Below are 15038 nucleotides of genomic sequence, written 5' to 3'. Positions count from 1 at the left end.
GACCGCCGCCTGCGATCCCGCGGACCGCGCGCGGGGTGGCGACTGCGCCGGTCGCGGCGCGCCTCGAAAGCCACTTGCGAGCTCGATAAATCGTGGACCCGGCCACTGCTGCTGGTGTAGCTTTCGCGCCGTGCGAGGCGCGTTGAGGGCGGGGGAGCATCGCGTCGTGGCCGCGCTGGTGGCCATGTCGCTGCAGGGTTATGCATTGCGCTCTGCGGCTCAGCAGGTTCCTGTCGATACTACGGCTTCTCCCGATACCGCGGAAGCGCCTGCCGGAGAGACCCCGCTCGCGCCGCCGCCGACAGCGGAGACGGCTCTGCCGCCGCAGCCGGCCGGTCCGCCGGGAGCAGCGCCGGCGCAGCCAGCGGCGGTCCGCCCGGAGCTGCCCGGCGAGGCCGCGACGGCGTCGTCCCGCGCGCGGGCCGATCCGGCTGCGCCCGCGGCGGCCACGCCGCCGCCCGTCGCGCAATCCAGACAGGATGGGTTCTCCTTCGGTTCCTATGGTCGCGTGGTCGCCGCGACCGATCTCCGGGGGCGCCCGGGTCGCGACGCCGATATCGTCGCTCACGGCTCGCGGCTCGACGAGTCGACCTATGTCGAGCTCACGCTCCGCCGCGACGATCACTGGCAGAAGACCGGCGCTTCTACCGGGGTCGTGACGACCCTCGCCGTCGCTCACCCGATCTTCCATCACGACGGCGTCTTCGACGCCTCGATCGCGGTGCGCAACCTCTATCTCGAGGTGAGCGACCTCGGCGTGAAGGGGCTCTCGCTCTGGGCCGGCTCCCGCATGTACCGGGGAGACGACATCTACCTGCTCGACTGGTGGCCTCTCGACAACCTCAACACGCTCGGCGGCGGGGTCGGATACGCGATCGACGCGCGGACGAGCGCGGCGCTCCACGCGGGCCTGTCGAGGCCGCAGGGGCTGTTCTTTGGCCAGATCGTCGAGCGACCGAGCCCTTTCAACCAGGTGGGCGCCGCGTCGGTCGAGGTGCTGTCGCGCCAGAAGCTCGTCGGCAGCGCGCGGGCGGCCCACGTCGTCCCGCTCCCGGGGGGCGCGGGGCTCAAGGGCGTCGCGTACGGCGAGCTCCACACGCTGGCGCGCGGGCAGCGGCAGACCGAGCCCAACGTCTACCAGCGGCTCCCGGCGGACAGCGGCTATGTGCTCGGCGCCGAGATAGGCGCTTATACAGGCGAGCGCGACACGCACGTCAACCTCTTCTTCCGGTACGCGGGCGGGCTCGCGGCTCACGGCGAGTTCGCGACCCCGGTGCAGCTCGCGGCCGACGGGACGGCCGCGGGCGCGCGCGAGATCGTCGTGGCGCTCGGGGGCAACTGGGAGCGCGGCCCCTTCGGGGTCATGGTCGCCGGCTACCTGCGGAGCTTCCGCGACGCGAGCCCCGACCTCGATCTCCACGACGTCGACGAGGGGATCGCGATGGTCCGCCCGCACGTCTTCCTCGGTGAGCTCGGCGGGCTCGCGGTCGAGGCGTCCTACCAGGCGCAGCAGCGCGGCGTGCTCTCGACCCCGGGCGCGCCTCCCGGCTCGCTCGAGGCGCCGGAGGGGCCGCACGCCGCGAGCCTCGTGCGCTTCGGCGTCTCCCCGTTCGTGACGCCCGCCGGCCGCGGGGATCTGAGCCGCCCGGTCGTCCGGCTCATCTGGGCGCTCACGCTGCGCGACGCGGGGGCGCGCGGGCTGTACCCGGAGGACGATGTCTTCGGCCTCCGCGAGACAGAGCACTTCTTCGGTCTCGGGGCGGAGTGGTGGTTCAACACCCCGAGCTAAGGTGGTCACGATGTACCGGCAGCGATCGAGACATTCTCTCTGGCGTTCGGCGCGTTCGGCGCGTTCGGCGCGTTCGGCGCGTTCGGGGCGAGCGGGCGCGCTGGCCCGGGCGGCCGCGGCCGCCGCCCTCGCGCTCGCCGTCGCGGGGTGCATGTCGTTCGACGAGGGCGTCGCGCAGGAGGTCTCGCTCGGGGCGCACGTGAGCGACTGGCGGGAGGAGATCGTCTATCAGGTGCTGATAGACCGCTTCGCCGACGGCGACGCGGGCAACAACACCCGCGTCTCCTCGGCGCTCGGCCGGTGGCACGGCGGCGACTGGAAGGGGCTCGAGGACCGGCTGCCCTACCTCGAGGAGCTCGGCGTCACCGCGCTCTGGATCTCGCCGATCGTCAAGAACGTCGACACCGACGCCGGCTTCGACGGATACCACGGTTACTGGACGCAGGACTTCACCGCGCTGAACCCCCATTTCGGCGATCTCGCGTCGCTGCGCCGGCTCGTCGCGTCGGCCCACGGCCGCGGGATGAAGGTGATCCTCGACGTCGTGACGAACCACGTCGGCCAGCTCTTCTATTACGACATCAACCAGAACGGGCAGCCGGACGAGTCTGTCTATGGCAGCGGCAGGCCCGGGCAATCGCCGCTCGAGCGGGTGAGCGAGTACGACCCCGATTTCGACGCCCGCGGCGTCCAGGCGCGGACGTCGCTCGGCGAGTCGGGCCCGGCGCCGGTCATCTTCCGCTACGATCCCGCGACGAACCACCTCCCGCCGCTGCCCGAGCTCTTCCAGGACCCCGAGGTCTACAACCGCAAGGGGCGCATCTTCAATTTCGACGACGTCGACCAGCTCGTGCACGGCGATTTCCCGGGCGGCCTCAAGGACATCGACACCGCCCGCTGCGACGTGAAGCGGACGATGGTCGACGTGTTCGTGCGCTGGGTCGAGCTCACCGACATCGACGGGTTCCGCATCGACACGCTGAAGCACGTCGAGCACGAGTTCTGGCGCTACTTCACGCAGAACGTCCGGCTTCGGCTGAAGGAGAAGGGCAAGACCAACTTCTTCATGTTCGGCGAGGCCTTCGACGGCAGGGACGACCTCATCGGCAGCTTCACGAGGCACGAGGTCCCGGCCCACCCGAACGACGCGGCGCTCGGCGGCGACCTCGACCGCGAGAACAGCAGCGAGGCGGAGGGGGGCTGTCCGGGCGACGCGCCGATCACCGGCGACATGGTCGACGGCGTCTTCTATTTCTCCCAGTACTACCAGGCCTTCCGCGACGTCTTCCGCGACGCGCTCGGCACGCGGCGGATCGAGGACCTCTGGGCCGCCCGGGAGGCCCATTACGGCGCGGAGCCGAACGCGAACGGCACGGGCCTGCCGCCGACGAAGACGCTGGTCAACTTCATCGACAACCACGATGTCCCGCGCTTCCTCTACGCCGGCGCGGGCGTCTCGCCCTTCAAGGCCGACCCCGAGGCGGCGCTGAAGAACGCGCTCCTGTTCCTCTTCACCGAGGACGGCATCCCTTGCCTCTATTACGGCACCGAGCAGGGCTTCCGCGGCGGCAACGACCCGGCGAACCGCGAGCCGCTCTGGATCAGCGGCTATGACACGCAGCACCCGCTCTTCCGGTGGGTCAAGCGCCTCACCGCGCTGCGCCGGGGCTACCGGGCGCTCACCGTCGGAGAGCAGCGGGTCCGCTGGTCGACGGACCGGACGGGGGGCTCGGACGAGGACGCCGGCATCTTCGCCTTCGAGCGGGGCGAGGCGGGCGGCGATTACGCGCTCGTGGTGCTCAACACGCACCCGAAGAAGCACAGCTCCCCGAGCTTCGGCGGCGAGGCGATGACGACGGAGCTCGAGCCGGGGACCGTGCTCGTCGACGTGCTCTCGCCCGAGCAGAAGGCGTATACCGTGGGCGCCAGCGGCGCCCTCACGATCAAGCTGCCTCCGGTGAGCGGCGCGCTGCTCGTCCCGGAAGATCAGGTCATCCAGGGTCTCTGACCTCCCCAGCCCCCCTGCCCCACGAGGGTCTCCACCATGGCTTCTGTCAAAGTGCGCGGACTTAACAAACGATTCGGCCAGACCCACGTGCTGCGCGGCGTCTCCGTCGACGTGCCCGACGGCTCGTTCGCCGTCCTCGTCGGCCCGAGCGGCTGCGGCAAGTCGACGCTGCTCAGGCTGCTCGCCGGCCTCGAGGAGGCCGACGACGGCTCCATCGCGCTCGGCGAGCGCGACGTCACGCGCCTGGAGCCGCGCGATCGCGACATCGCCATGGTGTTCCAGTCGTACGCCCTCTACCCGCACCTCACCGTGCGCGACAACCTCGCCTTCGGCCTGAAGCTCCGGAAGACGCCGCCGGCCGAGATCGAGGCGCGCGTGAAGGAGGCGTCGGAGATGCTCGGCCTCGGCCCCCTCCTCGACCGGTTCCCTCGCGCGCTCTCCGGCGGCCAGCGGCAGCGCGTCGCCATGGGCAGGGCGATCGTGCGGCGGGCGCAGCTCTTCCTCTTCGACGAGCCGCTCTCGAACCTCGACGCCGCCCTGCGCGCGCAGGTGCGGGTCGACATCCGCAAGCTGCACGACCGGCTCGGCGCGACGAGCGTCTACGTCACCCACGACCAGGTCGAGGCGATGACGCTCGCCGACGAGATCTTCGTGCTCAACAAGGGCGTCGTCGAGCAGTCGGGCCCGCCGCTCGAGGTGTTCGCCCGGCCGCGCACGCAGTTCGTTGCGAGCTTCCTCGGCAGCCCGGCCATGAACTTCTTCGAGGCGCGCATGGAGAGCCGGGACGGCCGATGGGTCGCGGCCCAGGGGGATCTCGCGGTCGGGATCGACGCGGCCGAGTTCCCGGGCGCGCTCTCGTCCGGGCGGCGGGTGACGGTCGGCGTGCGCCCGCACGAGGTGGATCTCGCCTCGGGCGACGATGGCGCCCGGTTCGAGGTGACGATCGTCGAGGCGCTCGGGGCCGAGTCGTACGCTCACGGCACCGTCGCCGGGGCGCCGTTCGTGGCGCGCCTCGATCCGGCGGCGCCTGTCGCGAAGGGGGACACCGTGAAGATCGCGCTCCAGAAGGTGCACCTGTTCGACGCGGACTCGGGGCTGAGCCTCCGGGAGGCGTGAGGCGCGCCATGTCGAGCCGCCCAGGCCGCCCCGCGCCAGCGATCGCGCTCGCCGCGCTCGCCGCGCTCCTGCTCGTCCTCGGGCCGGCGCTCGCGGCCGCGGCCCCGATCCGGCTCTGGCACGCCTACCGCGACGACGAGGCCAGGGCGCTCGGCGCCATCGTCGCGGCCTTCAAGGGCGAGGAGGTCGAGCTCCTCGCCCTGCCGTTCGACGCCTACGCCTCGAAGCTCCAGGCGGCGATCCCGATGGGCGAGGGGCCCGACCTGTTCATCGACGCCCACGAGCGGCTCGGCGACTACCGCGCGCGCAAGCTCGTCGCGCCGGTGGGCGACGCGCTCGAGCCGGACGGCGAGGCGCTGTTCCAGGGGCCGGCGCTCGCGGCCGTGCGGCAAGGGGGCGAGATCTTCGGGCTGCCGATCAGCCAGAAGTGCATGGCGCTCTACATGAACACCGCGCTCGTCCGCGAGGCGCCGGCGTACCTCGAGGACATCGCCGCGCTCGCCGGCACCCTGCCGCAGGGCGTGTACCCGCTCGCGTACGAGGCGTCGAACGCCTACGCGCACATGCCGATCCTCGCCGCGTTCGGCGGCACGATGCTGGACGAGGACGACCAGTTCGGCTTCGTCGGCCCGGGGCCGGAGCGCTCGCTCGAGCTCGTCCGCTCCCTGATCGCGCGGCGGGTCGTCCCGGAGGACGCGAACGGCGCGCTGGTGACCGACCTCTACAACTCCGGCCGCGCGGCGTTCGTGATGAGCGGGCCGTGGTTCGTGGGCGGCCTCAAGGACGAGGCGAAGCAGCGCTCCCGCGTCGTCCCGCTCCCGAAGGTGCGCGAGACAGGCCGGCCGATGCGGCCGTTCATGACCGTCGAGGCGGTGATGCTCTCGCCCCAGGGCGCGCAGCGCGTCGAGGCGCGGGCGCTCGCGCGCCACATCGCGGGCGCCGCGGCCGCGGCCACGCGCCTCGAGGTGGCGCGGACGCCGCCGGTGCGCAGCGACGTGGCGGTCCCGGCCGACGACGCGTTCATCGCGGCGTTCACCGAGCAGGCGAAGGTGGCGATCCCGATGCCGACGTCGCCGGCGATGCGCTCGACCTGGGAGCCGTCGGCGCGCGCGATCCGCAAGGTGCTGCGGGGCGACGCGTCCCCCGAGGTCGCGCTCTCCGAGGCGAAGCACCGCTTCGACGACGTACGCCGGCCGCTCCCGCCGCCCGCCTCGCCGGCGCCGCTCCTCGTCGTGCTCGGCGCGCTCGCGCTCGCCCTGGTGCTCCGGTGGGTCCTCGCCGCGAAGGGCGCGGTCTCTGGCCCGACGCGCCCGACGCGCCCGACGCGCCCGGCGCTCCGGCGCTCGTTCGAGCGCTCGCTCTCGGCCTACAAGTACGTCGCGCACGCCGTCGTCGCGATCGGCGTGCTCGTGATGGTGCCGCTCGTCATCGGCGCGGCGACCTCGCTCTTCGCCGGCAGCGGCGAGGGCCTCCGGTACGTCGGCCTCGCCAACTTCATCAGCATCCTCACGGCCCGCGGCGAGCCGCTCTTCTCCAGCGGCTCGTTCTACCTCGTGCTCGCGGTGACCGTGCTCTGGACGGTGGTGAACCTCTTCTTCCACGTCGTCCTCGGCGTCTCGCTGGCGCTGCTCCTGCACCGCCCGACGCTGCGCCTGCGCGCGGTCTACCGGGTGCTGCTCATCGTGCCCTGGGCGGTGCCGAGCTACGTCACCGCGCTGTCCTGGAAGGGCATGTTCCACCGGCAGTTCGGGGCCGTGACCGGCCTCATCGAGGCGGTGAACCGCGCGTTCGGCACGAGCATCGAGCCCATCGCCTGGTTCTCGAGCTTCACGACCGCGTTCACGGCCAACGTGACGACCAATGTGTGGCTCGGCTTCCCTTTCATGATGGTCGTCACGCTCGGCGCGCTCACCGCCGTGCCGGAGGACGTGCTCGAGGCGGCCGAGGTCGACGGCGCGACGCGCTGGCAGCGTCTCTGGAGCATCACGCTGCCGCTGATCAGGCCGGTGCTCGCGCCGGCGGTGACGCTGGGCGCGATCTGGACGTTCAACATGTTCAACGTGGTGTTCCTCGTCTCGGGCGGCGATCCGGACGGCACCACGGACATCCTCGTCTCCGAGGCGTACCGGTGGGCCTTCACCCGCGAGGCGCAGTACGGCTACGCCGCGGCGTACTCGGTGCTCATCTTCCTGCTGCTCACGTTCGCGACGCGCGATTGGCGCTGGCGGCGGCGGACGCCCGGGTCCTACATCCCGCAGGGCGGCGGGGCCGCCGACGGGTCGGCGCCCGCCCCGGTGGCGGCGACGGAGGCCGTATGACGCGCAAGCCTTCTCCGGTCGAGTCGATCGCGGTGCACGTCGCGCTGCTCGCGGCGGTCGCCTTCGCGCTGTACCCGGTGCTGTGGGTCATCTCGATCGCCTTCTCCGGGTCGCGCCCGCCGGTGCCGGAGGTCCTGCCGTTCCCGAACCAGCCGACGCTCCAGCACCTCGAGGCGGTGGTCACGACGTCGCAGAAGGTCGGCGGCGAGGAGATGTGGCTGTTCCCGCGCCAGCTCGCGAACTCGATCGTCGTGGCGCTCGCGACAGCGGTGGTCGGCGTGACCATCGCGGTGCCGGCGGCGTACGCGCTCGCGCGCTTCCAGTTCCTCGGCAAGGAGCGCGGCGTGCGCGCGCTGCTCGCGACGCAGATGTTCCCCACGGTGGCGAGCGCGATCCCGCTGTACCTCTTGCTCGACGCGCTGGGCCTGCTGAACTCGCGGACGGGGCTCGTGCTCTGCTACGCGTCGACGGCGGTGCCGTTCTCGATCTTCCAGCTCCGGGCGGCGTTCGAGGCGATCCCGGTCGACCTGGAGGAGGCGGCGATGGTCGACGGGGCGACGCGCTTCCAGGCCTTCCTCCGGGTCGTGCTCCCGGCGGCGCGGCCGGCGATCGCGGTGACGGCGCTGTTCGCGATCATGACGGCGTACAACGAGTTCATCCTCGCGGCGACGCTGCTCGGCAAGGAGGAGATGTTCACGCTGCCTGTCGTGCTGCAGCGGTACATCGGCGAGTACGACGCGCAGTGGGAGCGGTTCGCGGCGGGGGCGCTCCTCGTGTCGCTGCCGGTCATGGGGGCGTTCTACCTGGTGCAGCGGCACCTCGTGGCGGGGCTGACCACGGGCGGGGTGAAGGGGTGAGCGGTGCCCGGCACGACCCGAGGCGCTCACTCCGTGCAGGGCCGGGATCCGGAACGGAAGAAGCAACGGCCGCCGTCAGCGGCTGAACGCGGCGCTGCGCTGTAAAGGTCCACCAGGCCTGTTTGCGGTTCGCGACGCCGCTCGGCGGCCGCTGAGCGGACACAGCGCACCGCTGTCGAGCTGGCTCAAGGTAACGCCGCCGTCGTACCGCCAAAGTGGTATGGCGGCCGAGCGCCCCATTGCGCAAGACTGAATGACGCGTGCACCGGTCGTACCGATGTCGTGTGCAGCGTCCAGAGCGCCGGCCAGCAAATGTGGCAATAGAAGTTCATCGAGGAGAGCGCGCTTCTTGTCGAGAAGGAGGTGGACGACGATGGTATCTACGCTGAAGGCGATGCCGCTCAGGCCGAGGCCGAGGAAGATGAGCAGGTCGGCGAGGCTGAAGGGGCGTTCGGTTACTCGCGCGGAGATTATTATTATACCGTGATTCCTGGGGAAGGTTACTGGGGGAACTGGCGACAGGATATCTACTGCAGTCCGGGGTCGTGGGCCATCGGCTACAAGCTCCGCGTCGAGCGTGACCAAGGTACCGACGACGACGACACTGCCCTGAATTCAGTGCAGCTCCTGTGTCAGGACGCGCTGGGCAACACGATTGAATGGATCTCGTCTTATGACGGGAAATGGGGGCTCTGGGGCGATGCCGCCTCCTGCTCAGGCGCGGCCAACTTCCTCACGTCGGCGCAGTTGCGTGTGGAAGGTTCGCGGGGTGGTCGCAGGGACGACACGGCGGCGAACGACGTCAAGTTCGGGTGCAGGTACGGTGGCACTACCTATACGACCAACGGCAGCGGCTGGGGCGGCTGGAGAGATTGGTCTTACTGTCCCACAGGCACAGCAGTGTGCGGGATGTCCATCCGATTCGAGGACTCGCAGGGCGGGGGTGACGATACTGCCATGAACGGTTTGAAGCTCCATTGCTGCAGCTTGTGAGCGCCACGTAGGCGAGTCGCACCAGGCGCGGGTCCGGCGATGATGCCCGCCAGCGAGGCCCGCTCCTCGCCGCGATGGCCATGAGCCTGCCGGACCTGTTCGCGCTCCCTGCAGTGTCCTGCGCTGACAGCGAGGGGTGCCTTCGAGGAGCGGGGCCACGCGCGACGCCCTGCCCGCGCGCTCGCGGCCGGCGCCGCGCGCCCGGTCGCCCCGGGCGCAGGGCCCCGTGTTGCCCGCCGGCGCCCCCCCTCCCTCACGGCCATGGACGCCCCCTCGCGACCCCGCTATCTCCATGGAGCCATGCCGAAGGCCGAGGCTCCCCCGCCAGCCGCCGCGCCGGGGACCGTCAGCGCGGAGCCCCGCCCCCCCTCGGGCGGCGACGGCCGTCCCTCGCCCGGCGGCGACGGCCGTCCCTCGCCCGGCGGCGACGGCCGTCCCTCGCTCGTCGGCGACGGCCGTCCCTCGCTCGTCGGCGACGCCCGCCTCTCGTTCGGCGGCGAGCCGCGCCTCTCGTTCGTCGGCGACGGCGACGGCCGCGGCACCTTCCTGCCGGCGCCCTCCGCGCGGCGGCCGCGCCTCAGCCGGCCCTCGTGGGAGAAGCACCTCTTGCCGCTGCTCGGGCCGGTGCTCGCCCTGCTCGTCATCGGCGCGGTCGCCACGCTCGAGGCCGCGCTCGACTGGAACATCCCGAACCCGCCCGCGATCCTCTCGATGATCATCGTGTTCGCGGCGTTCAGCGGCGGTCTCTGGGGCGGCATCATCACGGCGCTCATCTCGTGCGTCTACTTCGCGATCTACTTCTCCGACGACGGGGCGCCGCTCTCGTACACCGCGGACAACCTGCTCCGGGTCATCGTCTTCGCCGTCACCACGCCCGCCATGGCGGTGATGGCCAGCATCGCCAAGCGGCGCGCGGACGCCATGGGCGAGGCCTCGCTCGAGAACGAGCGCGAGCACTCGGCGAGCCTGCGCGCCCTCCTGATGCAGCGCCAGGAGGTCGAGGCCGAGCTCCAGCAGGCCAAGGAGGCCGCCGAGGCGGCGAGCCGCGCGAAGAGCGAGTTCCTCGCCAGCGTGAGCCACGAGATCCGCACCCCGATGAACGGCATCATCGGCATGACGTCGCTCGCGCTCCAGACCGAGCTCACCCAGGAGCAGCGCGAGTACCTCGAGATGGTCAAGATCTCGGCCGACGCGCTCCTCGCCATCATCAACGACGTCCTCGATTTCTCGAAGATCGAGGCCGGCAAGCTCGAGATCGAGCCCGTCGTCTTCGAGCCGAGCGAGATCATCGGCGACGCGGTGAAGACGCTCGCGCTCCGGGCCCACGAGAAGCGGCTCGAGCTCGCCTACCACGTCAGCCCCGAGGTGCCCGAGGCGCTCGTCGGCGACCCGCTGCGCCTGCGCCAGGTGCTCGTGAACCTCGTGAGCAACGCGGTGAAGTTCACCGACGCCGGCGAGATCGTCGTCCGCGCCGCGATCGAGGCGCGCTCCCCCGTCTCGCCCGAGGAGGAAGAGGCCGGCGCGGACCGCCCGAGCGCGGCGGATCTCTACTCGGGCGAGGCGCTCGGCGACGTCGTGGTGCTCCACGTGCGCGTCATCGACACGGGCATCGGCATCGCCCCCGACAAGCAGCGGCTCGTCTTCGACGCGTTCGCGCAGGCGGACGGGTCGACCACCCGCAAGTACGGCGGCACGGGCCTCGGCCTCACGATCTGCGCCCGGCTCGTCGAGATGATGGGCGGCAAGATCTGGATCGAGAGCGAGGTCGGCAAGGGCAGCACCTTCCACTTCACGCTCCAGCTCAGGGCGCTCGAGGGCGCCGCGCGGTCGCGCCGGCCGCAGCTGCCGAAGGACCTCCAGGGCACGCGGGTCCTCATCGCCGACGACAACGCGACGACGCGGCGCATCCTCGCGGAGACGATCGAGGGCTGGGGGATGAAGCCGGTCCCCGTCGACTCGGGGGCGGCGGCGATCGCGGCGCTCTCGGAGGACTCGGGGGTGTGGGCGCTGCCCTGGGGCAAGCCGGGGGGCAACGCGGTCGGGCCGAGCACCTCGTTCGGCCTCGCGCTCGTCGACGCCCGCATGCCGAAGGTCGACGGCTTCGCCGTGGTGGAGCACTGCCGCCGGCGTGAGATCCTGAAGGGGCGCACCATCATGATGCTGAGCTCGACGTCCGCGCAGGCGGACGCCGCGCGCTGCCGCGATCTCGGCGTCTTCGCCATGGTGACGAAGCCCGTGAAGCAGTCCCACCTCCAGGAGGCCGTGTTCCACGCCTTCGGCGTCCCGACGCGGAGCGCGCTCCGGTCGGCCGACGTGCGCCGCTACATGCCCGGGCCGCGCGCCCGCGGCCTGCGCGTGCTCGTCGCCGAGGACAACGCGATCAACCAGAAGCTGATGCGCCGCTGGCTGGAGCGGCAGGGCCACCACGTGCACATCGTCGAGAACGGCCGGCTCGCTATCGAGAAGATCGCGAGCGGGCAGTACGACGTGGCCCTGCTCGACGTGGAGATGCCCGAGATGGACGGCCTCCAGGCCGCGCGGGCCGTCCGCGCCCGCGAGCGGCGCGAGGGCGGGCACATGCCGCTCATCGTCGTGACCGCCTACGCGATGAAGGGCGACCGCGAGCGCTGCCTCCGGGCGGGCTTCGACGGCTACGTGTCGAAGCCGGTCCAGGTGGAGGAGCTCTACGACATGATCGACCGGCTCGCCGCCGGGCCCTCGTCGCTGGAGATCGAGGACACGGAGGGCCTGTCGCTCGGCACGGCGAGCTCGTACTCGCCGGTGCCCTCGTCGTCGCTCGAGAACGGGCCGCCGAGCACCCGCTCGGAGCGGCTGACCGGCTCACCTTCCTCGATCGCGAGCCGGCCGATGTTCGACCGCACCCGGGCGCTCGAGCGGACGGGCGGCGACGCCGACCTCCTGCGCGAGCTCGCCGAGGTCTTCCTGGAGGAGTGCCCGCGGTGGATGGCCGACATCGATGAGGCGGTGACGTCGGGCGACGCCCGCAAGCTCCAGCGGGCCGCGCACAGCCTGAAGGGCGGGGTCGACAGCTTCGGCGCGCGGGCCGCGTTCGACGCCGCCTTCGCGCTGGAGAAGATGGCGCGCGCGAACGAGCTCGGCAGCCTGGCGGAGGCGCAGTTCGCGCTGCGCGCGCAGGTCGAGCGCCTGGTCCCCGAGCTCGCCGCGTTCATGCGCGAGGGCGCGCCGGCGGACCCTGCGACGCCGGTGCAGGGCGAACCACGCTCTGATAACGAGGTGACGCGATGGTGAGGGTGCTCGTGGTGGACGACTCCCCGATGGATCGACGCCTCTCCGGGAGCCTGCTCAAGAAGCGCGCCGGCATGGAGCCGATGTACGCCGAGAACGGCGTCGAGGCGCTGCAGGCGATCGCGCGGACGATGCCGGAGATCGTGCTGACCGACCTCCAGATGCCGGAGATGGACGGCCTCGAGCTGGTCGAGGCGATCCGCCGCGAGCACCCGTACCTGCCGGTGATCCTGATGACCGCGCACGGCAGCGAGGAGATCGCGGTGCAGGCGCTCCGGCGCGGCGCCGCGAGCTACGTGGCGAAGCGGAACCTCGCGGCGGAGCTCGTGAACACGGTCGAGAACGTCCTCGCCGTGGCGCGGCTCGATCGGCGCGAGCAGCAGCTCCTCTCGTGCCTGACGGCGACCGAGTCGCACTTCGAGCTCGACAACGACGTGGCGAAGGTGCCCGCGCTGGTGGGCCACATCGAGCAGAGCCTGGGCCGGATGCGGCTGTGCGACGAGACGGGCCGGATCCAGGTCGCGGTGGCGCTGCGCGAGGCGCTCGTGAACGCGATCGTGCACGGCAACCTCGAGGTCAGCTCGACGCTGCTCGACGAGGATCCGGCCGCGTTCCAGGCGCTGGTCGAGCGGCGCCGGGGGGAGAGCCCCTACCGGGACCGGCGCGTGCACGTCGTGGCGCGGGAGACGAGGACCGAGGCGGCCTACGTCGTGCGCGACGAGGGGCCCGGCTTCGACCCGCGCGACCTGCCGGATCCGACCGACCTCGCCAACCTGGAGAAGCCGAGCGGCCGCGGCCTCATGCTGATCCGCACCTTCATGGACGAGGTGCGGCACAACGAGAAGGGCAACGAGATCCGCATGGTGATGCGGTGTCGCTCTCCGGGGTCCGAAGGCGAGCAGGACGGCCACGAAGGCTGACGCGGACTCGATCCGAGCGTTCCTGGGCGCTCTGCTTTCGTGCGCCGGCACGGCGGCGCCCAAGCCCCTCGCTGTGGTGACGATCGTGCGCACGTCGTGTGATGGAGCGAACGCGTGGTAGGGTCGCGGCCCCGTGATCCCCGCCTCCGATGAACAGCAGGCCGCTCCCGGCGAGGAGCATCGGGCCTCCGATGAACAGCAGGCCGCTCCCGGCGAGGAGCAGCCCGCTCCCACCCTGAACCGCGAACCCGGGACCTCCCTTCGCGTAGGGCGTCAGTGGTCATGGGTCGTACCGTGCGCCGTGTTCGGGGCGATCCTGGCCATGTCGCGCCCCTTCGTGATCAACCAGAACACGTACCTCGTGCACGCGGCGCGGCGCTTCGGCACCTACCCGCAGCTCGAGGCGGACTGGTTCGCGCACACGGCGGATCCGACGCCGTTCTTCACGTGGTTCGTGGCGCCCCTGCTCTCGATCGCGGGCACCGGCAGCCTGCTCGCGCTGAACGCCCTGCTCGGCGCCGCGTGCCTCGCGGGGCTCGTGTTCGCAGCCGAGGCGCTGCTGCCGGACGCCGCGCCGCGCGCGCCGCGGTGGGCCGTCGCCTGCGCGCTCGCGGCCGCGTGGCTCGCGGGCCCCTGGCGCGAGATAGCCTTCGAGGGGGTCGCGGGCCAGTACGTGCTCCGCGACTTCCTTCAGCCTTCGAACTTCGGCGTCCTCCTCCTGTGCGGCCTCGCCCTGTGGCTCCACGGGCGCCCGCACGCCGGCGCTGCGGTCGCCGCGCTGGCGGCGGTCATGCACCCCACCTACGTGCCCTCGGTGCTGCTCATCGTCGGCACGACGCTCGTGCTCGATCGCCGCACGCCGTGGCGGCGGCGGGCGGTGCTGGCCGCGCTCACCGCGGCCTTGCTCGCGCCCCCGCTGATCTGGGCGGCCACGCAGTTCGCGCCCTCCGACCCCGGGACGTTCCACGCGGCGCAGAAGATCATCGCCGACGGCCGCATCCCGCACCACACCGTCCCGCAGCGTTGGCTCGACGTCGACGTGCTCTACCGCGCGCTGATCGTCGTCGCCGCGATCCTGCTCGCGAGGCGGTCGGACAAGCTGCGCCTCGGCGCGTTCGCCGCCGTCTGCGTGCTCGGCACGCTCGCGGCGGCCGCGTTCCCCCAGCTGTACACGCTCCGGCTCGCGTTCCCGTGGCGCATCTCCACGTGGCTGGTCCCGCTCTGCACCGCCGTGCTTTGCGCGGCGCTCCTCGGCCGCGTGGCGCGCCGTGTACCGCGCGGCGCGCCGCGCCTCGTCGCGCCGGGCATCCTCGGGGTCGTCTGGGTGGCCGCGATGGGGGCGGCCGTGAACAGCGGCCTCGAGCGCATGCGCCGGTGGCCGGGCCCGGGCGTGGCGCTGGCCCTCGAGGCGCAGCGCCGCGGCGCGCTCACGGACGTGGTCATCAGCCCCCCGTCCTGGGAGCACCTGCGCCTCAACGCGCCGGTCGCGATCTTCGCAGACTGGAAGTCGCACCCGTACGCCGACCGGGAGGTGCTCGAGTGGGACCGCCGCAACAAGCTCCTCCGCAAGCTCTATCCGCGCCGGGGCTCCTTGCAGTGCAGCGCGCTGGCGCCGATCCTCGCGAGCGCGCCCGCCCCCCGCTGGGTCATCGTGCCGAAGGGCTCCTCGATGTCGTGCCCTGGCGTCGAGCTCGCGACCAGCGACCGTGACGGGAGCCTCTATCGCATCGTCGAGCCGTCCCCGAGATAGCGGAATGCTGCCCTGCTCGT

At 71.8% G+C, this 15038-nt stretch carries 9 protein-coding genes; all 9 read left to right on the top strand.

Annotated features, from left to right (window positions below; all coding sequences use genetic code 11):
* Positions 1-166 precede the first annotated feature (166 nt).
* The 9 genes from WME89_RS46355 to WME89_RS46315 all read left to right on the top strand — a co-directional run bounded on the left by WME89_RS46355 (position 167) and on the right by WME89_RS46315 (position 15018).
* Positions 167-1789, top strand: a complete 1623-nt coding sequence (locus tag WME89_RS46355; RefSeq protein ID WP_438005953.1) for a carbohydrate porin — start codon at positions 167-169, stop codon at positions 1787-1789.
* A gap of 151 nt (positions 1790-1940) precedes the next feature.
* Positions 1941-3797: an alpha-amylase family glycosyl hydrolase gene (locus tag WME89_RS46350; protein WP_438005952.1), complete on the top strand. Its 1857-nt coding sequence runs from the start codon at positions 1941-1943 to the stop codon at positions 3795-3797.
* Between the two features lie 36 nt (positions 3798-3833).
* Entirely contained in the window at positions 3834-4913 is a 1080-nt protein-coding gene (locus tag WME89_RS46345) for an ABC transporter ATP-binding protein (RefSeq protein WP_438005951.1), read from the top strand.
* Between the two features lie 8 nt (positions 4914-4921).
* Positions 4922-7231, top strand: a complete 2310-nt coding sequence (locus WME89_RS46340; protein ID WP_438005950.1) for an extracellular solute-binding protein — start codon at positions 4922-4924, stop codon at positions 7229-7231.
* Positions 7228-8088, top strand: a complete 861-nt coding sequence (locus WME89_RS46335) for a sugar ABC transporter permease (protein WP_438005949.1) — start codon at positions 7228-7230, stop codon at positions 8086-8088. The genes WME89_RS46340 and WME89_RS46335 overlap by 4 nt, the downstream gene beginning before the upstream one ends.
* Positions 8089-8451: 363 nt before the next feature.
* Positions 8452-9081, top strand: a complete 630-nt coding sequence (locus tag WME89_RS46330) for a hypothetical protein (RefSeq protein WP_438005948.1) — start codon at positions 8452-8454, stop codon at positions 9079-9081.
* Positions 9082-9381: 300 nt separating this feature from the next.
* Entirely contained in the window at positions 9382-12351 is a 2970-nt protein-coding gene (locus tag WME89_RS46325) for a response regulator (RefSeq protein WP_438005947.1), read from the top strand.
* Positions 12345-13268: a response regulator gene (locus tag WME89_RS46320; RefSeq protein ID WP_438005946.1), complete on the top strand. Its 924-nt coding sequence runs from the start codon at positions 12345-12347 to the stop codon at positions 13266-13268. Before WME89_RS46325 ends, WME89_RS46320 begins: the two co-directional genes overlap by 7 nt.
* Positions 13269-13590: 322 nt before the next feature.
* Positions 13591-15018: a DUF6798 domain-containing protein gene (locus WME89_RS46315; RefSeq protein ID WP_438005945.1), complete on the top strand. Its 1428-nt coding sequence runs from the start codon at positions 13591-13593 to the stop codon at positions 15016-15018.
* The last annotated feature ends 20 nt before the right edge of the window (positions 15019-15038 follow it).

The sequence above is a fragment of the Sorangium sp. So ce321 genome (assembly GCF_051530195.1).
Taxonomy (GTDB): domain Bacteria; phylum Myxococcota_A; class Polyangia; order Polyangiales; family Polyangiaceae; genus Sorangium.
The sequence above is the reverse complement of the archived record's forward strand: the minus strand, read 5'-3'. Positions and strand labels throughout refer to the sequence as shown.

Bases quoted from the DNA above. Each gene is read 5' to 3' on its own strand.
- WME89_RS46315 (WP_438005945.1), top strand. From the start codon at position 13,591: ATGTCGCGCCCCTTCGTGATCAACCAGAACACGTACCTCGTGCACGCG.
- WME89_RS46335 (WP_438005949.1), top strand. From the start codon at position 7,228: ATGACGCGCAAGCCTTCTCCGGTCGAGTCGATCGCGGTGCACGTCGCG.
- WME89_RS46345 (WP_438005951.1), top strand. From the start codon at position 3,834: ATGGCTTCTGTCAAAGTGCGCGGACTTAACAAACGATTCGGCCAGACC.
- WME89_RS46320 (WP_438005946.1), top strand. From the start codon at position 12,345: ATGGTGAGGGTGCTCGTGGTGGACGACTCCCCGATGGATCGACGCCTC.
- WME89_RS46340 (WP_438005950.1), top strand. From the start codon at position 4,922: ATGTCGAGCCGCCCAGGCCGCCCCGCGCCAGCGATCGCGCTCGCCGCG.
- WME89_RS46325 (WP_438005947.1), top strand. From the start codon at position 9,382: ATGCCGAAGGCCGAGGCTCCCCCGCCAGCCGCCGCGCCGGGGACCGTC.
- WME89_RS46350 (WP_438005952.1), top strand. From the start codon at position 1,941: ATGTCGTTCGACGAGGGCGTCGCGCAGGAGGTCTCGCTCGGGGCGCAC.